Source organism: Microbacterium sp. cf046 (genome assembly GCF_900114345.1).
Taxonomy (GTDB): Bacteria; Actinomycetota; Actinomycetes; order Actinomycetales; family Microbacteriaceae; genus Microbacterium.
The window spans coordinates 1,140,307-1,163,171 of record NZ_FOZJ01000001.1 but is presented as its reverse complement, the minus strand read 5'-3'; the positions used below and the strand labels follow the sequence as shown (position 1 = coordinate 1,163,171).

The following is a 22,865-nucleotide window of genomic DNA, read 5'->3' as shown; positions in this document are numbered from 1 at the left end:
CGACACCGACCGTCGGCTCGCCCGGCTAGCTCATCAGGTCCGCGGTCGCCTCGGCTTCCGGACCCGTGCGGCGGTCCGCTCGCCCGTACGGCAGAGCGAGCAGGATGCCGAGCACCGCGATCGCGAGGCCGAACCCGGCGGCGTACCACGCAGTGGCCGCGGGGATGTCGAGATAGACCGTGATGCCGAGGATGCGCGCGAGGCCCCATGGCAGCAGCCCCATCTCGTCGTTCCACAGCGTGAGCGCCTTCTCGAGTCCGATGAGGGCGACCACGAGGGCCGGGACCGCGAGCCCGAGCCCGGCGCCTGCGAGGACGCTGCCGATCGCGCGCCGACGGCCGATGTGGGCGGCGAGCGCCCATGCGGCCGCCACGAACAGCCAGACGAAGAGGGCGAACGCGATCGCGACGTACACCGTGCGGCGGGTGGGTTCCGTCCAGAACGAGAACCAGTATCCGCCCGGGCCGGTCACCGACAGCGCGAGCAGCGTCACGATGCAGCGCAGCACGACCACACCGCCGACGGCGGCGATCACGGGCCACGGCGAGCGGCGGCCGACGAGCAGCCGTACGACGAGGATGAACACCAGCCAGGCGCCCAGCACCACCGCGAGGTGCGTCCACGACAGGAACGACGTCTGCACGGCGCGGGTCGCGACCAGCAGCGCGGCGGGGATGCCGAGCAGCAGCCAGCGATCCAGCGGCAGCAGACCGAGCGTGGACTCCCGGGCGCGCCACGGCCGGGTCGCACCGAGCCACGCCGCGCGTGCCGCCGCGGCTCCGGGCCGGCGGACGAGCCGGGTGCGCGATGCGATGACGCCGATCACCACCCACAGTCCGGCCAGGACGAGCAGCCCGCGTGCGAGCCACGCCATGGCGAGGTCGCGATCGGCTCGCTGCACGCCGAGTTCGGCTGCCGTGAGGTTGTAGGCCGGGTAGTCGATGTCGCCGGCGTACTGCTCGACGTGCGCGGCCGCGAGCGCCTCGAACTCGTCGCGGTCGGATTCCCAGGCGGCGTACGCGTCCGACGAGAGCGTGTCGTGCCACTGCGCCTGGTGCAGGATCATGGCCCGATACGACGAGAGCATGCCGAGCACGTCGACTTCGTAGTCCATCGTGCCGAGGAACGCGTCCCGCATCGCCGGGTCGTGCCAGGTCGCGGCATCGCTGGTCTCGATGAGTTCTCGCATGTGCTCGGCGTCCGCGAGCGCTTGCTCGCCGCCTGCGATGGCCTGCTCGATGTCGCCGCCGGTCGCATCGCGCGAGATCGCGTAGATGACATCGAGCACCGCGGAGTCGCCGGTGAGGATGTCCCACTCGAAGATCCACATCATGGGCGGTGGCTCCAGCCCGATCGCGAACACCCGCTGCTCGGCGAACGGCTCGATGTACATGCCCTGCTCGATCGCCGGTCGCGACACGGCCATCGCCTCGACGATCGCCGAGACGGTGGCGGGGTCGTCCGAGAACCACTCGCGTGCCCAGTCCTGCGTCACCCGGCCGACATCGGCGGACGGGTCGCGCGCGAGGTCCGCGGCCAGCATCGTATTCAGCTCGTACAGCTGCCAGAACCCGGCTTTCAGGTACAGGGTCATCGGGCCCGCGCGCCAGGGGCCGCCGTCCTGCGTCCAGGTCCAGATGCCCTCGATGTCCTCGTTCGCGGCGAGCAGCGTCTGCAGCGCGAACTGGTACTCCGGCCCGAGGTCGTTCGGGAAGGCTCCGAAGTTCTCGAACTCGCGACGACTCTGGAACTCGACGATCCGACGCTGCTGCCCCTGCTCGAGCGTGACGTTCAGCGGCAGCCAGCTGTAGAAGTCCCCCAGCGTGTACTTGGTTGAGACGATGAGCGCCGGCGAGTCGATCCCCCCGAGCACGGCCTCGTACGAGGTGTCGCTCGTGTGCATGTCCCCCACCGCGCCGACGCCGACGCTCCAGGTGCGGAAGATGACCTCGCGCTCGGTCGATTCGGCCTGCGCCGTGAGCGTCTCGAGCATCGTGCGCACCGCGTCCACGGAGGTCACCGCGAGCGCGGAGTACACGTCCCATCCCTCGACGTCGTAGACGCGTCCCGCCTCGCCGATGCGGATGAGCACGCCGTCCAGTGACGGTTCCGCCGCGTAGAGCTCGTCGAGCCCCGCGGCATAGACGTCCCACAGCTCGGGGTTCGCCGTGTCGAGCGATCCGAACCGGTCGGTGAGGTACTCCTCGAGCGGCGTGGTCAGGGTGAGCATGTCGGTGCGCAGGAACACCTTCATGCCGAGTTCGTCCGCACGGTCCCAGAACGGCGCGAACGCCTCGCGGAGGGCGAGGGCCTTCGCACGGTGATCGTCCCCCTCGGCGTAGACCGGCCCGTCGGGCGCGTCGTCGAAGGTGAGGTACTCGACGAGTCCCGGGAAGGCCACTGCGTTATAGCCGTTCGCCAGCGAGTGGCGGATGAACACGTCGAAGTCGTCGTAGGCGTCGGCGAGCGACTCCGGATCGATGTACGGCGGATCGCGCAGCAGCACGTCGGCGAACGCCTTGGAGGCGTGCGAATAGTCGTCGCCGGCCTCCCACTCGGCCGGATCGGGGGTCACCGCCACCGCGCCCATGTCGACCATGCGGAACGGCAGCCGTGACGTGACGTCCTGGCCGAGACCCTCGGCGACCGAGCGGCCGGCGCGCACCTGAGCGGCGAGGTCGTAGATGCCGCGCACCGCCCCAGTGTCGCTGACGGACTCGATGCGCAATGCCTCGGCGGTCCCGCCGAGCCGGTAGGTCTCGTCGGCGGGGTCCCCGTTCCCTGCGACGACGGTGAGGGATGCCGATCCTTCCGTGCCGGCCGCGTCGGCGACGGCATCCGCGAGCTCTTCGAGGGCGACATCGACCCGGACCCCGTCCGGTGCCTCGATCCGCGTGAATTGCGGCGGGGGCACGACCGCGGTCCCGGCCGGGACGACCGGCGCAGCGGGCTCCATCTGCGCAGCGGGCTCCGTGCGGATGCCGAGCGCATCGCCGACCACCAGTCCCAGGCCGGCACCGAGCGCCACCAGGACGACGATCGTGACGACGGCGAGCACCGCTCGCCGTGTCGCCGTTGTCATGGGTTCACGCTAGCCGGTGGTGAGACGCGTTCTCGACGGACCTCGGGGCCCGACGCGGGCGACCTCGCGGCCGCCGGGATCAGCTGCTCTTGCGGATGGCGCGCACCCCCGCCCACAGACCGAGTGCGGCCAGGACGAGCGCGGCGATCCAGCCCCACAGCACCGTGATCGCACCGAGGTCTCCTGCGAGCAGCGCCCGCTCGGCCTGGACCACCCAGTTGACGGGGTTCACGGTCGAGACGGCCTGCATCCAGGCCGGGCCCTGGTCGAGCGGAAGCAGCATCCCGGAGAGGATCAGCAGGGGGAAGATCAGCGTCTGCTGCACGCCCCAGAACAGCCACTCGCGGTCCTTCGTCTTCAGCGCGAGCGTGTACGAGAGGGATCCGAGTCCGACGCCGAACACGGCGAGCAGCGCGAGTCCGATCACGAGGCCGGGGACGTTGATCGTGAAGCCGAACGGCCACGCGATCAGCACGATCAGCAGCGCCTGCACCACGATCGGAGCGATCTCCTTGAGGGCTCGACCCACGAGCAGCGACGACCGTGACAGCGGCGCGACGAGCGTGCGCTCGTGCGACCCGGTCATCATCTCGTACTGCAGGTTCGATCCGGTCGCCCCGGTGCCGAAGAGCACGATCATGACGAGCACGCCCGGCACGAACCACTGCAGCGTCTCTCCGACGGGCTGCCCGGACGAGCCGATCAGCAGCGGCGCGAACAGCCCGAGGAAGACGAGCGGCTGGACGAGGCTGAAGATCAGCGTGAACGGGTCGCGCACGACCGGCTTCAGCTCCCGGGTGAGGACGTTCCACGTGTCGCGCGTGGTGTTCGCCCGGACTGCCGTGTCGTGACGACTCTGATCCGTTTCGATGTGGCTGGTCATCGCTGTGCTCCTGTCGTCGCGGACTGTGCGGATTCGGGTGTCTCGGGCTCTTCGACGGGCTCGCCCTCGCCGGCCTCTCGAAGCGTGCGGCCAGTGAGCGCGAGGAAGACGTCATCGAGGGTGGGCGGTACGCCGGTGGCCCGGGCGACGCGGATGCCGGCGGCATCCAGCGCGCGCACCGCGTCGGGAAGGAGCGAGTCGCCGTCGGGGGCGGTGACGACCACGGAGTCCGTGCCCTCGCGTCTCACGACGCGATCGGTGAGGCGCTGGACGACCGCGACCGCGTGCTCGGCATCCGCCTCGGTCGCGAAGCCGAACGTGAGCACGTCCCCGGCCAGCTCGGCCTTGAGTCGCGCCGCGGTGTCGTCGGCGATCACGCGGCCCTTGTCCATGACCATGACCCGCTCGGCGTAGCGGTCGGCCTCCTCGAGGTAGTGGGTCGTCAGGAACACGGTCGTGCCGTGCTGCTCGCGCAGATCGAGGATGTGCTGCCACAGATTCGCCCGGCTCTGGGGGTCCAGCCCGGTCGACGGCTCGTCGAGGAACAGCAGCGGCGGCGCGTGCATGAGTCCGAGCGCGATGTCGAGCCGCCGCTTCTGCCCGCCGCTGAGCTGCTGCACCGTGCGGGTGGAGAAGCTGCCGAGGTCCAGCGATTCGATCAGCTCGTCCGCGCGCTTCGCGGCCGCGGTGCGCGGCATCCCGTAGAACGCGCCCTGGCTGAGCAGCTCGTCGCGTACGCGCTGTGCGAAGCTGCCGCTGGTCAGCTGCCCGACGTAGCCGATGCGGGCCCGCACGTCGGCCGGGCGCTTCAGGATGTCGAAGCCCACCACTCGAGCGGTGCCGGCGGTGGGGGGAATGAGGGTGGTGAGCATGCGCAGACTCGTCGACTTGCCCGCCCCGTTGGGGCCGAGGAAGGCGACGAGGTCGCCGCGCCCGACGTCGAATGTCAGGTCGGTCACGGCTTCGACGGTCTTCTTCTTCACGGTGAAGCGCTTGGTCAAGCCTTGCGCCTGGATGATCGGTTCGTTCGCCATGATTCGAGGGTAGAAATCATCGCGGACAGATTCCGTCCTCGATCTGAGGCAATCTTGATTCATGTCAGATACGACGACTCGCGCGCTCTCACTGCTGAACCTGCTGCAGACCCATCGGCACTGGCCCGGCACCGAACTGGCCGAGCGACTCGGCGTGACGGAGAGGACCGTGCGGCGCGACGTCGAGCGACTGCGCGAACTCGGGTACCGCATCGAGTCCACGCCCGGAGTCGCCGGCGGCTACCGGCTGGAGGCGGGCAGCGCCGTACCGCCGCTGCTGCTGACCGACGAGGAAGCAGTCGCGATGGCGATCGGCCTTCGGGTCGCAGCGGCGCAGCGGCTCGTCGGCGGGCCCGAGACCACGCTCACGGCGCTCGCGAAGCTCGAGCAGGTGCTGCCCGCTCCCCTGCGTCGCCGCGTCACCGCGCTCGCCGATGCCGTGCAGCCTGCCGGCATCCGCACCGGCGAGGCGGTCTCGACCGAGGTCCTCGGCGAGCTCGCGCTCGCCTGCCGCGACCACGAGCGCGTGCGCTTCACATACACGGCCGCGTCCGGGGAGGTGTCGCGCCGGCGCGTGGAGCCGTACACGCTCGCACCCGCGGACCGGCACTGGTACCTGCTGTGCTGGGACATCGAGCGTGCGGAGTGGCGCACCTTCCGCGTCGACCGCGTCAGCGCGATCGAGCACACCCGTGTGCTGTTCGAGCCGCGGCCCCTCACCCCCGAGCAGGTCGAGGAGTTCATCCTGGTGGCCCGCTCGTGGGTGAGGACCGCCGTGGAGACCGACCTCGTGATGGAGCTTCCGCTGGCGCAGATGCAGGAGGCGTTCGGCCAATGGGGCCAGGGCGCGACCGCGGAGGATGCCGGGCGCACGAGGTGGCCGGTCGGCGGCCAGGACTTCCGCGAGACCATGTACGGCATGTCCTGGGTGCCCGCAGGCGTCGAGTACACGACCGATCTGGCCGAACCCGCCCGCGGCGAGTTGCGGGAGACGCTGGAACGGATGCTGCGGGCACTGGATGCTGCGCCGCCGTTCGCCGTACCGCGCGTCGGTGCCGCGTCATCCGAAGACTCATAGCGAAACCCCGGTTCACGCTCCTGGCGTGTCCTGCGCAGCGGGGTTACAGTCGGCTCATCGCGGCGATCCGGGCGGTCCCGGGCTCCAGTTCATACCTGGAAGCGGTGCGGGTTCGACTCCCGCCGTCGCGTCCACTTCCGCAGGGCGAGATTCCGGTGTTCGCCGGGGATCTCGCGCCGCGCTGACGCTCGGATGCCGTCATTCCGGGGGCGGGCTCGCTTCCGACCCGCCGAAGCGCTCCGCCGAAGCGACCTGCTGCGCAACTCTGCGCAGCGCCAGCAGAAGCGGCTCGACGATGACGGATCCGAGCACGACGTAGCGCACCGCCGCTTCGACGGACTCGGTCGGCACGTTCGCGATCTCGGCGTCGGCCATCGCCCTGATGGAGCGAAGGTAGACGGGCATGACATCAGCGGGCACTTCGAATCCGGCGCGTTCGATCGCCGCGAGCGCACGTGCGACCTCGGTGAGGACCCGGTCATCGCACATTCCAGGCTGCCAGCCCAATCCGGTCGCAAGCTCCTCCGCGGCGGAGACGTCGATCTCGACGTCGGCAGCGGCCGTGATCGCGGCATGGGCGAGTCCGAGCAGACGATGCGCATTCGGGGGCGGGTCATCCAGGGCAGCCAGCACGTTCCGAGTCGCGGCGATGCTGACTCCAGAGTCCACGAGCGCCCGGATGAGCCTCAAACGCTCGAGGTGGATGGTTTCGTATTCAGCCGAGGTCGCCGAGCGACGCTCGCCCTCCGGCACCAGCCCCTCGCGGAGGTAGTACTTGATGGTCGGCACCGCGACACCGCTGCGGGCGGACAACTCCGAAATCCTCATGAACCCCCTTGACATAGATAGTAGTGCTATCCAATATAGATAGTGAAGCTATCCAACAGTGGCGGATGAGGAACCGATGAGCAGAGTCGTGGCAGGCCGGAACACGCACGCGTACGACGGCGAACTCGTCGTCTTCCACATCGGCATGCAGATCAACCGCTGGTGGCGACCCGACCTCTGGATGCCGGCATTCCTCGCGATGCCGCGAATGCTCCGCGAGCTCAGCCAGGATCCCGAATCGGGGTTCCTCGGATACGAGCTGCTCATGGGAGCGGGTGGGCCGTACGTCGTGCAGTACTGGTCCTCGATCGAGAAGCTCTACGCCTACGCGTCGGAACCGACAGCGGAACACCGCCCGGCGTGGTCGCGCTTCAACAAGGCGGCTCGCAGCGCACCGGGCGCGGTCGGCATCTGGCACGAGACCTTTCAGGTCGAGCGCGCAGAGAGCATCTACGTCTCGACCAAGCCGATGGGCCTGCCGAAGGCCACCAGGATGGTCCCGATCACCCGCAACCACGATCGAGCACAGGCGCGATTCGCCGACGGACGCACTTCCGCGTCGACACCGATCCCCTCGTCGCCGGGCTGACCCCGCCGGGCAACGGGCCCGTTCAGGGCGCGGAGCTCTCCGAGGCCGTGACGATGACGTCGGCGACCGCGTCGGCGTGCGCGATGAACACGGCGTGGCTGCTCGGGATGTTGGTGATGTCCGCTCCGGCTCGCGTGGCCATGTGCTGCAGCATCGCCTGGTCGAATGCCTTGTCCTCGGTGGCGATCACGGCCCAAGTGGGCTTGTCGCGCCATGCGGCGACCGTGACAGCAGCGCCGAACACCGCCATGTCGATGGGAATCTGGCTGTCGGCGAGGAAGGCGGCGTCGGCATCGCTGAGGTCAGCGGCGAATCCCCCGTGGAACGCGTCACGGCGGAGGTAGCCGTAGCCGTCTTCGCCGACGTCGATCACGAACTCGGGAGTGGGTGCGAATCCCTCGTACTGCTGGGCGGTCGTCTCTCCCGCGTCCGGCGCGAGCGCGGAGACGTAGACGAGGCCCGCGACCTTGGGGTGGACGCCCGCTTCGGTGATGACGGTGCCACCCCACGAGTGTCCGACGAGGATCGCCGGGCCGTCCTGGAGGTCGAGCACGCGGTTGGTGGCCGCGACGTCCGCCTCGAGGGAGGTGAGCGGATTCTGCACGATCGAGACCCGATAGCCGCGAGCAGTCAGGGCGTCGTAGACGCCGCGCCATCCGGACCCATCCGCGAAAGCCCCGTGCACGAGGACGACGTTCTTGATCTTCCGTTCGGTGGTGGTCATGACATTCCTTTCATGGATCGGCTCCGCCGGAGCCGGGCGGGTAGTGATTCACAGCAGGAGAACACCTGCAATGTGTAATATATTGCATGTTGCAGGCGTCCTCAATCACTGAAATTTGCGTGGAGCCGCGAAGTGTGGGCCAATATATTGCATGCCGATTCCTCAGAGTGTCCCGGGCGTTGACCGCTCGCTGCTTCGCGACGATGTGTTCCGACGGCTGCGCGATGCCATCGTCGACGGGACGTTCCTGCCCGGCGAGCAGCTGAAGGACGGCGAGCTCGCCGAGTGGCTCGGGGTCAGTCGCACCCCGGTGCGCGAAGCGCTGCTTCGCCTCGGCACGAGCGGCCTGGTGGTTTCGGTACCCGGGCGCTCCACGACGGTGAGCGCCATCGATCCGAAGGCGGTTCGCGACGCGCTGGATGTCGTCGCTGCAATGCACTTCCTGGCTGTGCGCGAGGTGACCGGCAACCTCAGTGAGGCCGATGTGGCACGAATGCGGGACGCCAATCACCGGTTCGCCACGGCGCTGCGCGCCGGCGACACCGCCGCCGCGCTCGACGCCGACGAAGAGCTCCATGGAGTCCCGGTGGCGGCGCTGGGAAATCAAGCGATCGCCTCGGTGCTCGATCACTTCGGACCCGTGGTGAGGCGTGCGGAGCGTGCTCGCTTCGCGGCGCACGGGCAGAACTCCTTCGCCAAGCACGAGCAGTTGATCGAGCTGCTTGTCAGCGGCGACGCGGTGCAGGCCTCGGATGTCACCTTCGACATCTGGCACAGCCTGTCATTCGAGGACGTCACCGCTTCCGAATAGCCTCCTCGCGCGGGATGTATCCCGTGCTTTCGACCCCGAGCACCCGCTTCCGGGCGGGTTCATGCAGTGCCATGGTGGCCGCATGGAGATCATCGAGTGGTGGCCGAGGCTGGACTCCGATGCGAAGGCGTGGCTCATCGCCCACAACGGCGAAGCGGTCGCGCCGGACGTGCTGAGCAGAATCGTGGCGGCCGGCGGGACCGTGACCTCGAGCGCGCGGTGGATCGGCGAAACAGGACCGGACGGCTTCTTCCTCTCGGACGAAGCCGTCGACTGGATCGAGGCTGCGGCCAACGACGAGTCCGATTGAATCGCACCCGACGACCACGAGGACGGATGCCGACGTGGTCGATCGATCCGTGGCGGAGCCGCAGCTGAGGCTGTATCCGGCAACGCCGGGTGGCGATCTCGCGCACCTGCGGCCCTTCGGGGCTGAGTCAGATCAAGCCGATCAACGCGAAGTAGTCCAGGAGCGGGTCATCGGGCCGGCGCGCGTCGGGGTCGATGAGGTGCGTGCGGACGATCTCGTGGTTGGGATTGGCGGGGTCGTAGCGCGGCGGTGCTCCCGGCAGGGTGAGATCCTCTCCGATGTATGCCGGGTCATACGGCGCGAGGCCGTGCGGGCGGGCGAGACCGCCCTCCGCGGCTGCACGGAGCAGTTCGAAGCCGCGGCGCGGGTCCAGCACGATCGGTCCTCCGCCGGGCCCGAGCCGAAGGTGCTCACGCCACTGCTCGACGCGCAGGTTGCGGGCGTAGCGACGGACCCCACGCACGATCTGCCCGTCGACGACATCGCAGTTGAGCTCGGTGTCATACGTGAGGCTGCGGTAGCCGGTGTTGCTGGACCCGATGCTCGCCCAGATGTCGTCCACGACCATGTTCTTGGCGTGCACGTACGGAAACTGCCCGGTCGAGTTGCGCAGGTGGAAGACCAGGAGGCGGTCTCGTACGAGCTGGTCGCTCAGGCCGTGCGTGAGGAACCTGATGAACCGCTTGCGCAACTCATAGAGCACGCCGTCCGCGAAGCGCGGGTCTTCGCCGAGTTCCCGCGGGATGAGGATCGCTGCGAAGTCGATCGGATCCGGCCCGACGAGCCGGGCTCGCAGTGCCGCTGCGACGGTGTCGGGGTCCCCCGGCACGAAGTCGAGCGGATTCGGGCTGGCCAGGAGTGCGTCGTAGTCCTGCTGATCGAACATCGTCAGGTACTGCTCTTCGATGTAGACGAACCGCCGCGCGCGCCGAATGGCATTCACCCGGGCCAGGCGGGCACCCGGATCGCCCCGCACCGGATCCGCGAACGAGAAGTGCGGCACGCCGGGCGGCACCGTCCGGTTGATCTGCACGAAATGACTCGCCTCTGGGATCGGATCGAGCACTTCAGCCGGCGACCGCGCCGGCACGGTCGTGCGGCCGCCGATCGCCGCATCGGGATGCGCATTCCAGCGCTGCCGGAAGTTCGTCTCCACATCCTCGACGGCCGGTCCCTCGATCATCACGTGCGTGTCGTGCCAGCCCTCGCCTACCGGGTCCCGCCCGCCGCGGGCTCGCTCGTCGCCCGGGATGTGCTCCTGCGTGTCCCAGCGTCCGAGCGCGAGATCGATCCCGCCGACGAAGGCGAGCCGGCCATCTGCGTTCTGGACGACGAGGGTCTTCTGGTGATGTGAGCCGACGGTCCGGCCGACGGCGTCGAGGATCGCCTGGCCGCGCAGCCCGGCTTCCTCGCGGTTCACGAAGAGCACGGCCGCGGTGTTGTCGGAGTGGTGGTCCGGTGTCTCCTGCTGCTGGCGCCACAGCAGGGCGCGGACGTCGACCCCTGCCGCGATCGCTGCGCGCAGCATCCCCATCAGGTGTCCCCGCGGATCGAACGCTCCCGCGGTCATCACGGCCTGCGCGTCGTAATCGGGCACCGGATCGGCCCCTGGCCCGAAGTCGGGCAGCCACAGTTCAGGTGAGAGCTTCCACCCCGCCACGTAGATGCGGTTTCCGTCCGTGTCGGCCAGCGCCGGACCTTCCTGCCCGGGGATGCCTCCTTCGGCGACGCCGGTGAAGTCGTCGTCGCGGAACGTCCGGCGCAGCGCGCGAGAGATCATCGAGTACGTGCGCCGCCCGTCGATCAGCGCGGTCACGCGATTGCCTTCGCTGAAGCGCCGCAGCGGCTCGACAGACGGGCTCGACGGCGGGATGCGGGCAGGGAACCACTGCTCGAGGTCGATGGCGGAGACGATCAGGTAGTCATCGGCCATCTGCTCCCGCTCGAGGGATGCGGCAGACCCTGGCGAGTCCGGCAGCGTGCCCAGTCGGATGCCCGGCGCCTCCGGGATGAGGACGAGTCCGCTGATCGCGCGCGGATCGGCGCCGCCGGCCAGCGCCGGACCGAGCCAGAGACCCGCGGCGTCGGTCGTCACGAAGTCCGTCGCGCCTCCGGTCGCCGGGGGCAGTGCGAAGCGGGCGTTCGGCACCGGCCGGCCGAACTCGTCCCGCCAATCGAGGATCAGCCGGCGTTCGGTGATCTGCGGCAGCGAATGATCCTTCACCGCCGCGCGCGACGGAATCAGCGACTTTTCTACGAGCAGGGGCACCTCCACGATGTCGGCGAGGTCCTGGATGCGGCGGAACAGGAATCCGGGATCGTAGAGCTGGCCCAGTCGATCGGCCGCCCGGAAGGTGGCACGGCGCCACGAGACACCGGCACCGGTCGGCACCGGCACCGGGCCGGGATCACCGGCCGCGGCCTCGCCCAGGATGCGGCCCGCGCGCGCGAGGATGCGGATCTCGCCTGCCCGGAACGACTGCACCATCGCCGCGCGGTCCGCCGCGCTGAAGAACGGGTCGGGGCGCGACTCCGCGATCAGCGCCTCGATCGCCGTATCGAGCGTCTGCAGGTCGACGTTCTCGTACAGCAGGTGGCCGAGTGCCGGGCGGCCGCCGCGTCCGGTCGCGGTCAGCTCGACGAAGTAGCTGCCGTCCTCGGCCATCCGGTCGAGGCTGCCGCGCAGTGTGGACCAGACCTCCAGCACGAGCGTCGCGTCGGCGACGATGAGCGGCGAACCGTCGCGCCTGACCAGCCCCGGCACCGGCTGGCCCGCGGCCACGAAGCTCAGCCACCCGTGCGTGCAGGCGATCAGCGTGCGGATGTGCAGGTCAGCGGGTGGCCCGTCGGGCGGATCGAACGTGTTCTGCTCGGCATCATCGATCCACACGTCCAGCAGATCGCTGCCGTCGGTGCCGAATTTCCTCCCCGCGACGAAGTACGGGCCACCGCCGACGACCGGGGCGGGGAACGGCATCGCCAGTTCGAGGTCGTGCACGTTGCCGCTGAACTCCGCCACAGTCTCCGCTCCCTCAGATCGCCGTCACGGGCAGGACAGGACCGTCGACGATGTGGCCCACGCGGTCGCGGATGCGGACCCGATACTCGTACAGCGTGCCGGCCGCCACGTCCGTGTCGTCGAACGCGTCCGCCCCGGGCGGGGCCCACGGGCGCAGTGCACGCCAGAGGCCGCCGTCCGCACGGCGCAGGACGAGGGAGTCAACCCCCTCCTCAGCCGACCAGCGCAGCCCGATCGATCCTGCGGTGACGGTCGGGGCCGCCCACGCCGGCGGCGCGGGCGGCACGAGCGTGGGCAGCTGCACGACGAGTCGCTCGGATGCCGCCGACCGATTGCCGGCGGCATCCTCCGCGACCAGCCGATAGTAGAGCGGACGGCCGGGTCGGGCGGTCGTGTCGACGTGCTGGAGGAGGCGACCCGGGCGCCGATCGCCCGGGGCGAGCTCGGTCACAGAGACGATCGCGCCCGCGGCATCCCGATCCACCATCGTGCCGACCACCGTCCCGCCGCCCTCGTCCTGGGCGGCGGTGAACAGCGGCGACATCGAGCGCACATCATCTGCGGCGTCGGCCTCGTCTGCGCGGTACAGCCGGTAGCCGCGGATGTCGACGGAGGCGTTCGGCGTCCATCGCAGCGTGACGCCGCCGGACGGCGGATAGGCGACCTCCGCCCATGCGGGCGGCGCGGGCGGCACACCGGGCAGATCGACGACGACGCACGTGGCGGCGGTGGCCGGCGGCCACGGCGCCAAATTGCCGGCCTGGTCGATCGAGCGGATGCGGTAGACGAAGCGGTTCCGCAACGAACCCGGCAGGGCGTCGCGATGCTGCATCGGGCCGCCCGTGCCGAGCAGCGGTGCGGCCGTCACCAGTCGGAAGGCCTCGATGTTCGCCGGATCGAGCGCCAGCTGCTGCAGCTGAAGCCGCTGCTCGTCGTCGGTGGCGGCACGGTGGTCGGCGACTTCGATGCCCGCGGCGGCCAGCAGATCGAGATCCCCCGCGCGAAAGACCTGATACCCGACGTCGGGCACGCCGGTCCACTCGAGCGTGAACCACGACGCGCCGTGGTAGTCGGCGCGCGTCGCGAAGTTCACCGGCGGGTACACGATCACCGGCACAGGCGGGGGCACCCTGTGCAGCGCGACGATCGATGCCGGCGGCGCGATCCGCCCCTCGTTGCCCACCAGATCGACCGAGCCGATCCCGAACGTCCCCACCGCTCGCGGCCGGTCCCGCGTCGGAACGAGTTCGACCCCGCGCAGCAGCATCCGATAGTGCCAGTGCACCTGCCCGTCGACGGGTTCGAGCACCCTGTCGACGAGGATGTCGTCGAGGGTCAGGCCGGCGGGAACCGGGCCTCGCAGCACCCCGTCCGCACCGACTCGGAGAGGTCGCGGCGGCGTCGCCGGTCCGACGATGAAGCCCTCCCAGTGCGGGGGCTGCTCGAAGCTGCGGAACGCCGGATACGGCGCGCGCGCCTGCTGAGTGGCGGTCGCGGACCTGCCTCGGCCGAGCCGGAACGTGCACGGCCCGATCAGTGGCGGTGCCGCGGCGTTCGCTCGCACGCGGAAGACCAGCCGTCCCGACTCCGTCGTGACGGTGACGATCGTGCACTCCTCGCCTTCGCTGCGCAGCGCCCCCAGGTCGATGCCTGCCTGTGGCACCGGGAAGTCCGGTCCGATCGGCGCGATGTCCGTCCGCACGGTGTACTCCCCCGGTGCGACCTCCGCGACGTCGGTGATGCGCCCGAGCACGTGATTCAGTGAGCCCGGCCGGAAGTACAGCCGGAACTCGTCGAGGTCCGGGAACTGCATCCGGCGCGCCTCCGGCCACACCCAACGGACCACGATGGCGGCCCGCTGCTGGGCGCCCACCGTCGCATCGCGGTTCGCCCAGGCCAGCATCTCGCTGCCCGCGCGGTCCGGGTCTGCGGGGTCCACGTATTCGGCGGCGAGATTCAGCGGCGGGCCGGGAGCCACCTGATCGGTGACGAGGACGGATGCCGCCGCCGACGGGCCGCTCGTGCGCCCGAAGATGTCACGACCGAGGACGCGATAGTGGAACGTGCCGTACCCGGGTCCGCGGTCGACGAAATACCCCTCCGAGAATCTGGGCGCGCCGTCGTCCGGGTCCGCGATGACGACCGGTACGACTTCCGGCACCCCGCCGGCCTCGAACGTGCGGCGGGTGACGAGCCGGTACGGCCCCGTGGCGGGATCGTCGGCGGCGGTGCGTTCGATCAGGTAGGCGATCGGGCTGCGCACCGGGTCGGCCAGCTCGCAGACCGAGGGGCGCCGCCAATCCACCGTCACGTCCATCTCGAACGGATTCAGGATGCCGTCGGCCATGACGTGCGCGGCGCCGATCCTCGGCGTCGCGGCGGTGGCGGTCGGCGGAGGCAGGGGTGGCTGCGCCTCGAGTCCCCGATCGTAGATGATCCAGGACAGGCTCTTCTTCTCGCCGTCGATCGGCCATGTGGCCTCGACGCGGTAGTCATGGCGAGCGGTGGCGTCGATGGGATGGTGGACCCAGTACAGGCCCAGGATGCGCGCGAAGTACGGGTCTGCTGCCGCCGTGACGGCGTCGCGCACGACGTCGTAGCGCCAGGTCGTTCCGTCGTCGATGTCATCGGCGGCGAGACGGGTCACGAACTGGCCCCCGCCGCTGAGGACCTTCTCGAGCGACGTGGAGAGCTCGTCGAAGTCGGCGCCCAGGAGGCGCGCGTCGAGTTCGGCCCGCGTCGGCGCACCGGGGGGCAGGTCGGCGGCATCCGGCAGTCGGGCGCTCGCGACGGCGCGCCCGCTCGCGCCGGCGGTACATGGGGAGCCGGGCGTGTCATCGACAGGAAGGCAGATTGGGCCGGCGAGCGGCGTCCAGCCGCGCTCGGCGTCATCCGGCGCGATCGGACTCCACAGCGCGCCGACGAGGATCGCGTCGCAGCCCGACACCAGGACCTCGTCGATCGCGTCCGCCCGCACGGTGAGCTGGAACGGCGTGCACGACGCAGCGGCGGCCGCGAAGCCGACATCCCGCAGCCGCTCCAATGCACTGGCGCGGTCCTCGCGCACGGCCGCCGCGACGCCGTCACCCGAGCGCCGCGTGCGCAGGTCGCGCCCGGCGAGCATCATGTCTGCCCCGGTGAGTGCGGTCAGCTCCTCGGCGATCGCTCCGCCGGTGAGGTCGCGGAGGCACGGTGCGGCGCCGACCGCGGCGCAGTCGGCGACCCGGCCGGCGTGCCGCGCGCGGACCGAAACCGCTCCGCGCTGGCTCAGTCCGAAGACGGTCACCGACCTCACCGGCTCCGGAGCGGCGCCGAAGCCCGGCCGGAACCGCAGGACCAGCGGCGCCGAACCGAGCGCCAGGCCGATCTGGTCGCAGCGGCGTCCGGCGGCGATCCTGCCGCCGTCCATGCGGTGCACGGTCACCCCGGTGGCGATCCCGGCCGCGGCAGGATGCTGCTCGAGCTGCGTGGCGAGCTTCGTGAACGACACCTTGCGGGAGTCCTCGCGGGACGCGTCGCGCACCCACAGCCGGAAGCCTTCGGCAGGGAACCCGAGGTCGGGGTCGAACGACCAGCGCAGGTGAACACCGTCCTGCGCCTCGGAGTCGCCGAGGAAGCCGGCGCCGATCAGCGTCAGCCTGGGGTCCTGGAGCAGCAGATCCGCCATGTCACGCCTCCGGATCCACGATCGGGGACGGCGTGTCGGGCAGCGTGAAGGCCCAGGTCGCCGTCTCATCCGCGTCGTCGCCCTGCCGGCTGAGGTCCGGCAGACCGGGGATGCCTGCCAGGCGATAGGTCGCCGTCAGCCGGCAGGCGCCGGCGGTGAGGGGAACAGGCTGCCCGGCCAGGTCGGTCCCGACCAGCAGCGCCCTGGTCCCGTCGAGCGAGCGCACCAGGCGATGGGGCACCTCCACCCATGCGACCGTCGGCTGCGGGCCTGCCGGAGTGAGCACCATCGTGGTCTTCTTGCGCGTGAGCACGAGCATCGTCCGCTCGTCCGCGAACAGGGGCTCGGGACTCGCGATCGCGAGCGCGCGGGCCTCGAAGGCGGCGCCCTCCGTCCACAGGACGGTGATGTCCGGGCGAGTCGGGAGGGTGCGGATGGGAAACCCGAAGGCACCCTGCCAGATGCTCCGCCACGCCTGGTCCTCGAGCCCGCGGTCGACGGCAGGCGCGAGCCCGGCTGCCACCGCTGCCCAGTCGATGCCCGCCGCGAGCCGCTCGTGCCAGGGCGTCGCACGCGCGTCGGCGATGTGCTCGGCGAACGTGCGATAGCGGCTGGTGACGAAGCTCCACCGGTGCACCGGGTCGGGCAGGCCGCCTCCGCTGACACGGACCTCGTAGGCCGTCGCCGTCGCCAGGCGCGTGCGGTAGGTGGTCACGTCGTAGCCGGCGATCGTGTCGAGGTCGACCACGATGCATTCCGACGCGTCGAGTCGGTCGATCAGGATGCCGACCTCGCCAGTGATCGCCGGTGTCAGCGTGCGCCCGCGCGTGATCTCCGGCTCGACGTGCTGGCCGCCGGAGGTGAACAGGTCGGCGGTGAGCCGGCCGCCGGCACGCAGGTACATGGCCTCGACGTAGGGCTGGTTGTAGAGGATGCGCAGGTCGTAGTCGGCGTAGAAGGGCCGGGCGCCGTCGCCGGGAGCCACGGAGTGGACGTACGGTGACAGGTCCGCCGGCGCCCCGGCAGTTGACACGGTCAGTGCTTCGGTGGCGACGCCGAGGTCGGTCCACGGGTCATCGAGTGCCGCGGCGCTCTCGGTGCGGATGTCGAGTTCGATGCGATATGCCGCGTGCGGCTCGTGGACAAGGTGCGTTCCGAACGGCGCGGCGTCCGTTTCTGGCTGGTCGATCGTCAGCGGTCCCATGACGTGCTGCCACCGGGATCGCTGCGCGTGCACCTCGGCGTCATTCGCGAGCGCAGCCGCGGTCGTGTAGCAGAACTTCGTCAGGGTGTGGAAGTCCTCGCCCTTTCGGCTCGGACCGCCGCGGGGCTGGAGTCGCAGGATGACCCGGGTGAACGGCTTGGCGTCCGAGGTGATCTCGAAGTCCGGGCCGTCGGCGATCGCGCTGGCCACGACCTCGTCGCCGCGGAGCCCGATCACGATGAGGAACGTCAGATCCTTGTTGTGTTCGATCCGGCCATGGGCCCGCACGCTCGGGGGCAGGTCGATGCTCGCCCCGGCGACGGTCACGCCGTCCACCGGGCCCAGCGTCGCCTGTGCACCGTCGCCGCCGTCCTCGCCGCCCAGGAATGTGGTGCGCGCCAGCCTCAGGGCCTGACCCGGCGCCCCGCCCCCGGCACCGATGATCGCGAGCGGCACCTGGACCCGCTCACCTCGCAGACCGTCCTCCTGGTCATCGACACCCGGCCAGGCGCGGAAGACGACCGCGCCGAACGCGGGCTCCGGCCGGTATCGCAGCTCCGGGTCGTACACCCCGAGCGGCGGGATGCCGAAGTCGACGCACCGCTCGACGGGCGGCAGGGTGCCGCATGGCCAGCGGGTGTACGTCTCGAACAGCAGGTCGGCCCAAGAGCGGCGTTCGGTGCGACCCGGCCAGGCGAGATTGCCCGCCGCGGGGAACGGCGTCAGCCCCCACAGCACGAGGCTCTCGGCCTGCGGTCCGTCGACGTCGCCCGGCCCGAGGGTCCACTGCCCGAAGAGGTCCTCGGTCGCGTCGTGCGGCGAGCCCGCCGACGGCGTCACCTGAACGCGGACGTCGAGCAGTGTGTATCGGTAGTAGAGATCGCCCACCCGGTCAGGGCGCGCCACATCGACAGGAGTCGGCGCTCCCGCCCAGGTCGACCGCATCGGACGCTGAAAGGCGATCGACACCCGGCCGTCGAGAGGCATCGAGATGCCGGAGACGGCTCCGGTCTCCCGTTCGTAGAGCCGTTCGCCGACGATGCTGTAGCCCGGGCTCACGCTCGCGCCGTCGACGAGCGGTGTGATCGGCGGCGGCATCCCGCTCGCGTCGCCCCACTCGAACGGGATGTCCTTCTTGATGTCCGGGAGCGGCCACGGCAGGCCGAGCTTGATCCGCACCTTTCCACCGAAGTATTCGTCGTCGCCGTCGACCGGCGCCTCGAGCGCGAGCAGCGCGTCGAGCATCAGCTCGAATCCGATCCCGAAGACCTTGATGCTCGCCTCTCCGTGCAGGGAGAGCTCGGCGAGGATGTAGAACGGCCGGAACGAGATCGCCACGTCGCCGGCGATCCAGACGGCCAGCACTCCCTTGATCGGTCCCCACTTGCCGCGCTTGTCGATGCCGGTGCGGTAGCCGACCGCGAGCGCCGTGCCGGGGAAGGTCCGCTCCGCGAGTTCCAGGTCGCGCCCGGTGATCACGAGGTATGCATCCCACTCGAGCAGCTTCAGCGCTTTCGCGCGCACCCGACGGCTGATCGGCTCGGGCCAGCCGATCGCGAGGTGCCAGTCGCCGGGGCGGTGTCCGTAGAACACCTCGCCCGCCGCGTGCACATCCATCAGCAGACCGGACTCGGGAAGCTTGTAGTCCACTTCGAGCGCCAGCAGGAAGTCGCCCTGATCGAAGTCGAGCACCATGAGACCCCGGATGGTGGTCGAACGGGGCGGACCGGAATGCGGTTCGCGCGTCTGCAGGACACGGAGGCGCCCCTCGACGATGATGACCGGTCCGGGAGCGACGACCGCCAGGAGCGCCCTCAGGCTCCATGCTTTGCCGTCACTGGATCCGAGGGTGACTCCGGCGCCCGCCGCCCAGCCATCCTCAGCGGGGACCCACTTGCGGGCGTTGATGACCGAGTGCGGCCCCGGCGAAGGGGCGTACCAGTGCTGATACCAGTTGAAGTCGTCGCCCTGGTCGCCGGTCAGAGACTTGTCAGGGGTGACGTTGACCCCGGCGAGCAGCGCCGCGCCGAACCACGAGACCGACGAGAAGACCGGGATCCCGCTGCCGAACTCCGCATCGAGGGCGACGTAACCGAAGCGGGTGCCCGCCTTGGTCCCGAACAGGACCGAGCCTTCGAGCGTCACGCCGACGCCGGCGGCGACGGCGAGCTTCACATCCCCGCGGAAGATGCGATCCCCGGGATCGGCGATGCCTCCCGGATCCGCGCCGGTCACCATGGAGACGAAGCCCTCGAAGGCGAAGCCCGCTCGATCGAGCTTGAGGCCGATGCCCTCGAAGGAGATGTGCGTCCCCGGCGGACCGCCGTAGAAGACACGCAGTCCCTTGACCGAGGCGGCGGGTCCGATGCCCTTGCCGAAGTCCACGGCGGCATCCAGCCCGACCCACTTCTCGGCGTCCTGCGACCCGAACCCGACCCGCGAGATCGTGACGGGGAACGCAGCGAGCTTCGTACGGGCCGCCTCGTTCATGGCGAGCCAGAGGCCGCTCGGCAGGACGAAGTCGAATCGCGGCGACACCTGGAGGATCAGCTCCGTGAACTCACCGCCGAACAGCGAAGCGGCCACGGTCGAAGCGGGTCCGATCTCCACGCGGCCATCGATCAGGAGGTCCCAGAAGCGGGTTTCGGGAGGTTCGTCGTTGCGGACGCGACCCCGATCCGGCTTGGCGCGGACGCCGAGTCTGGTGACACCCACCCGCAGAATCGGATCGGCCGGAAGCGCGATCAGTTCGTCCTGTCGAGGCGCCTCGCTCCCGCCCGGCGGCTGCACCCCGGCGATCGCACCCATGAATCCCATGGACTCCGGGAAGTCGAGCGTCGGCTCGTTGGTGATGGCGAGGTCGAGGTAGGCGACCTTGTCGTCGAAATAGGGCAGCTTGACCGCGAGCTGGATGAGCCCCTCCAGGAGTGCGTTCTGCTGGAACGCGAACCGGAACGAGCGTACGGCGAAGTCCTGGGCCGACATGTCGGGCGCGAGGTCGAGGATCGCGGTGGCCTTGCCGGTCACGCCGCCACGGCCGATGAACCACTTCTCGAGGTCGAGTCGCTCGGGAAGCCATTCCACGAGCGTGTTGAGGTTGAACACCTGGACGCGCCCGAGGAAGACGCCCTTCCAGTCCGGATCGAGGTCGAACGCCTCCGGGTCGATCCCCTCCGGGAACGGCTGGTCGTCCGAGAACCTCATCACGAGGTCCTGCGCCGTGATGACGATCCCCGTCGACCCGATCTGGCAGTACGGCAGGTCGAGGTCGCCAGGCGCCTCCATCCGGATGCCGGTGTCGGTGTTGATCGCGACCGCACCCCGGAAGTTGAGCTGCGTCGCGGTCCGGGTCGGGTCGATCTCGAACCCCTTGCGCAGATCTCCCGCATCCTTCGGACGCATCGGCCGCAAGTGCTCAGGGTCGAATCGAAGTCCGATGTCGACTGCGGGAAGCACGAGTTCGTACGGACCCTGGCGACCTTTCAGGAACTTGTCGAGTGCGACTTCGGCCGGCCCGCCGGTCACCTCGGTGGTCGGCGCGCCGAAGCTCAGCTCGAACGGCAGTGCCGTCAGGTGGGGCCCGGGCTGGCCGAGGACGAGCTGCAGTCCGTCCACGAGCGGGAGGTCGAGCGTCAGTTCGTCCCACAGTGCCAGGGTCCCCACGACGCCGAGTTCGCCCTCGTACTCGACGAGTTCGAACTCGGTGACGCCCGCGTACTGGCCGAGCCGACCGAGCATGGGCACGTCACTCGGGGCCAGCAGGTCATGCGGCCAGTAGGGGAGAAGATCGAGAGCGGGGACGAAGTACGCCGCCATGGGCACATCGTAGACCCGCGGCCGGCCGCCCCGAAGGTCGGCCGTGGGCTAGACGCGCAGGCTCGACATGCCGCCGTCGACCCGCAGGATCGTGCCGGTGGTTGACCCGGAGAGCGGAGACGCGAGGTAGGCGATCGCCTTCGCGACCTCGCCCGGCCGGACCAGCCGGCCGATCGGCTGGCGCCCGCGGAGCGCCTCGGCGGCGGCATCCGGGTCGTCCGCCTGGTCGAGGAGACGGCCGACCCACGGCGTGTCCGCGGTGCCGGGTGCAACCGCGTTGACGCGGATGCCGGCACGCACGTGGTCGGCTGCCATCGCGAGGGTGAGCCCGACGATCGCGCCCTTGCTTGCTCCGTACAGCGCGCGGTTCGGAACGCCGACGTACGCCACCGCGCTCGAGACGTTGACGATCGCGGCGTGCGAGGACCGCTCGAGGTGCGGCAGCGCCTCGCGGGCGACGCGGGCCATCGCGATGACGTTCACGTCCAGCACGTGCGCCCATTCGTCGTCGTCGTTGTCGGCGACGGTGCCGGATGCCCCGATGCCGGCGTTGTTGACGACGACGTCGATGCCGCCGAGCTCGTCGGCCACCTGCGCCACCGCACTTCGCACCTGCGCCGGGTCGGTGACATCGCACGTGATCGCGAGCACATCGGCTGCGGCGTTCGCGGTGTCGCGATCGAGCACCGCCACACGCGCGCCGCGCGAGACCAGTTCGGCTGCGGTGGCGGCTCCGATGCCGCTCGCGCCGCCGGTGATGAGGGCGACGAGCCCGGTGAAGTCGGTCATGGCGTGCCTCCTGCGGCAAGGATGCGGGGGTCGATGTGGATCTTGGGTCCGTCACCGGCACCATGCGGACGCGCGCCCGCCAGGACGCCGGCGAGATCCTCGAGTCCGATGGTCGCGGCGACGAGGGGGCGCGGGTCGACATCCCCTGAGGCGAATGCCTCGATCGCGCCGGCGAGGCCGGGCGACGCGCTCAGGATGCCGACCGCTGTGACGTCTTTCAGCGCAAGGTCGCGCGTGTCGATCAGGCTCGGGGTGCCGGCCAGTCCCACGTAGACCACGCGGCCGGCCGGCTCGACGACCTCGAGCGCCTTGGCGGGAAGCGCGGGCGAGTTGGATGCGTCGATCACGGCGTCGAAGGGCAGGTCCGGGAGCGCATCCTCGGCCCAGACGTCCTGGAATCCGAGGGTCTTCGCGAAGGAGATCGAGCGCTGCGACCGACCCAGCAGGTGCACCTCGGCTCCGGCAGCGCGCGCGAACATCGCACACAGCAGGCCGATCGCCCCCGGCCCGAGGATCAGCGCCCGATCGCCCGGCTTCAGGGCGGCGCCCTGAACCGATCGCAGGGCGTTGCCCGCCGGTTCGACCAGCGCGCCGAGCGCGGCATCCATGTCGTCCGGGAAGCGGTGCAGGGATGTCGCGGGCACAGCGACCTGCTCGGCGAGCGCGCCGGCCCGGCCGCCTCGGATGCCGACCTCCTGCCGGAACTCGCAGACGTGCTGGTGACCGGCGAGGCAGCGCCGGCACTTCCCGCAGCCGAGCATCGTGTCGCCGGTCACGCGATGCCCGATCCACCCGGGGTCGACGCCGTCACCGACCGCTGTCACCGTCCCCATCCACTCGTGGCCGATGCGCATCGGGAAGTGCGCGTGACGCTGGTGCAGGTACGCCATCTCGCCGGTGTAGAACTCCACATCGGTCCCGCAGACGCCGGCGCGCTCCACGTCGACGACGACCTCGCCCGGTGCCGCGATCGGCGGTTCGACGTCCTGCACCCCGGCCTGCCCGGGAGCGGTGATCACGAAGGCGCGCAT

General features: G+C 70.2%; 14 protein-coding genes and 1 tRNA gene. 5 read left to right on the top strand and 10 right to left on the bottom strand.

Annotated features, from left to right (window positions below; all coding sequences use genetic code 11):
* Window positions 1-25: 25 nt before the first annotated feature.
* The 3 genes from BM349_RS05290 to BM349_RS05280 form a co-directional block, all read right to left on the bottom strand.
* On the bottom strand, window positions 26-3,082 hold the full coding sequence (locus BM349_RS05290) for a hypothetical protein (protein ID WP_091703996.1): 3,057 nt from the start codon (window positions 3,080-3,082) through the stop codon (window positions 26-28).
* Between the two features lie 79 nt (window positions 3,083-3,161).
* On the bottom strand, window positions 3,162-3,965 hold the full coding sequence (locus tag BM349_RS05285; protein ID WP_091703992.1) for an ABC transporter permease: 804 nt from the start codon (window positions 3,963-3,965) through the stop codon (window positions 3,162-3,164).
* The gene (locus BM349_RS05280; RefSeq protein ID WP_091703988.1) at window positions 3,962-4,999 is read right to left on the bottom strand and encodes an ATP-binding cassette domain-containing protein; all 1,038 of its coding nucleotides are present in this window, start codon (window positions 4,997-4,999) and stop codon (window positions 3,962-3,964) included. Before BM349_RS05280 ends, BM349_RS05285 begins: the two co-directional genes overlap by 4 nt.
* Window positions 5,000-5,060: 61 nt before the next feature.
* Between BM349_RS05280 and BM349_RS05275 the strand changes: the two genes are divergently transcribed.
* Together BM349_RS05275 and BM349_RS18720 are read left to right on the top strand one after the other, a co-directional pair.
* A complete protein-coding gene (locus BM349_RS05275; RefSeq protein ID WP_091703986.1) occupies window positions 5,061-6,077 on the top strand; it encodes a helix-turn-helix transcriptional regulator in 1,017 nt (338 codons plus the stop codon).
* A gap of 58 nt (window positions 6,078-6,135) precedes the next feature.
* A tRNA-Met gene (locus BM349_RS18720) sits at window positions 6,136-6,211 on the top strand.
* Between the two features lie 64 nt (window positions 6,212-6,275).
* Here the strand turns inward: BM349_RS18720 and BM349_RS05270 are convergent.
* Complete coding sequence (locus tag BM349_RS05270) at window positions 6,276-6,905, bottom strand: MerR family transcriptional regulator (protein WP_091703983.1); 630 nt, start codon at window positions 6,903-6,905, stop codon at window positions 6,276-6,278.
* 76 nt (window positions 6,906-6,981) lie between these two features.
* Here BM349_RS05270 and BM349_RS05265 point away from each other — a divergent pair, with 76 nt between their 5' ends.
* Window positions 6,982-7,494: a DUF4188 domain-containing protein gene (locus BM349_RS05265; protein ID WP_091703980.1), complete on the top strand. Its 513-nt coding sequence runs from the start codon at window positions 6,982-6,984 to the stop codon at window positions 7,492-7,494.
* 22 nt (window positions 7,495-7,516) lie between these two features.
* Here the strand turns inward: BM349_RS05265 and BM349_RS05260 are convergent, their stop codons facing one another.
* Window positions 7,517-8,218 carry an alpha/beta fold hydrolase gene (locus tag BM349_RS05260; RefSeq protein ID WP_091703976.1) on the bottom strand — a complete coding sequence of 234 codons (702 nt, stop codon included), beginning with the start codon at window positions 8,216-8,218 and terminating at the stop codon, window positions 7,517-7,519.
* 151 nt (window positions 8,219-8,369) lie between these two features.
* On the opposite strand from BM349_RS05260, the gene BM349_RS05255 reads away from it, so the two are divergent.
* Complete coding sequence (locus BM349_RS05255; RefSeq protein ID WP_091703973.1) at window positions 8,370-9,029, top strand: GntR family transcriptional regulator; 660 nt, start codon at window positions 8,370-8,372, stop codon at window positions 9,027-9,029.
* A gap of 82 nt (window positions 9,030-9,111) precedes the next feature.
* On the top strand, window positions 9,112-9,339 hold the full coding sequence (locus BM349_RS05250; protein WP_091703970.1) for a hypothetical protein: 228 nt from the start codon (window positions 9,112-9,114) through the stop codon (window positions 9,337-9,339).
* A gap of 127 nt (window positions 9,340-9,466) precedes the next feature.
* On the opposite strand, the gene BM349_RS05245 is transcribed toward BM349_RS05250, so the two are convergent.
* Genes BM349_RS05245 through BM349_RS05225 form a run of 5 tightly spaced genes read right to left on the bottom strand, consistent with a single transcriptional unit; the run spans window position 9,467 to window position 22,865 of the window.
* Window positions 9,467-12,358, bottom strand: a complete 2,892-nt coding sequence (locus BM349_RS05245) for a phospholipase D-like domain-containing protein (RefSeq protein WP_091703967.1) — start codon at window positions 12,356-12,358, stop codon at window positions 9,467-9,469.
* 13 nt (window positions 12,359-12,371) lie between these two features.
* Window positions 12,372-16,025 carry a fibronectin type III domain-containing protein gene (locus BM349_RS05240; protein ID WP_091703964.1) on the bottom strand — a complete coding sequence of 1,218 codons (3,654 nt, stop codon included), beginning with the start codon at window positions 16,023-16,025 and terminating at the stop codon, window positions 12,372-12,374.
* Window position 16,026: 1 nt separating this feature from the next.
* Window positions 16,027-21,045 carry a hypothetical protein gene (locus BM349_RS05235; RefSeq protein ID WP_091703961.1) on the bottom strand — a complete coding sequence of 1,673 codons (5,019 nt, stop codon included), beginning with the start codon at window positions 21,043-21,045 and terminating at the stop codon, window positions 16,027-16,029.
* A 48-nt stretch (window positions 21,046-21,093) separates the two neighbouring features.
* Window positions 21,094-21,834, bottom strand: coding sequence for an SDR family NAD(P)-dependent oxidoreductase (locus BM349_RS05230; RefSeq protein ID WP_091703958.1), 741 nt, complete (start codon window positions 21,832-21,834; stop codon window positions 21,094-21,096).
* Window positions 21,831-22,865 (bottom strand): zinc-dependent alcohol dehydrogenase, encoded by a 1,035-nt coding sequence (locus BM349_RS05225; RefSeq protein ID WP_091703956.1) that lies wholly within the window; start codon window positions 22,863-22,865, stop codon window positions 21,831-21,833. Before BM349_RS05225 ends, BM349_RS05230 begins: the two co-directional genes overlap by 4 nt.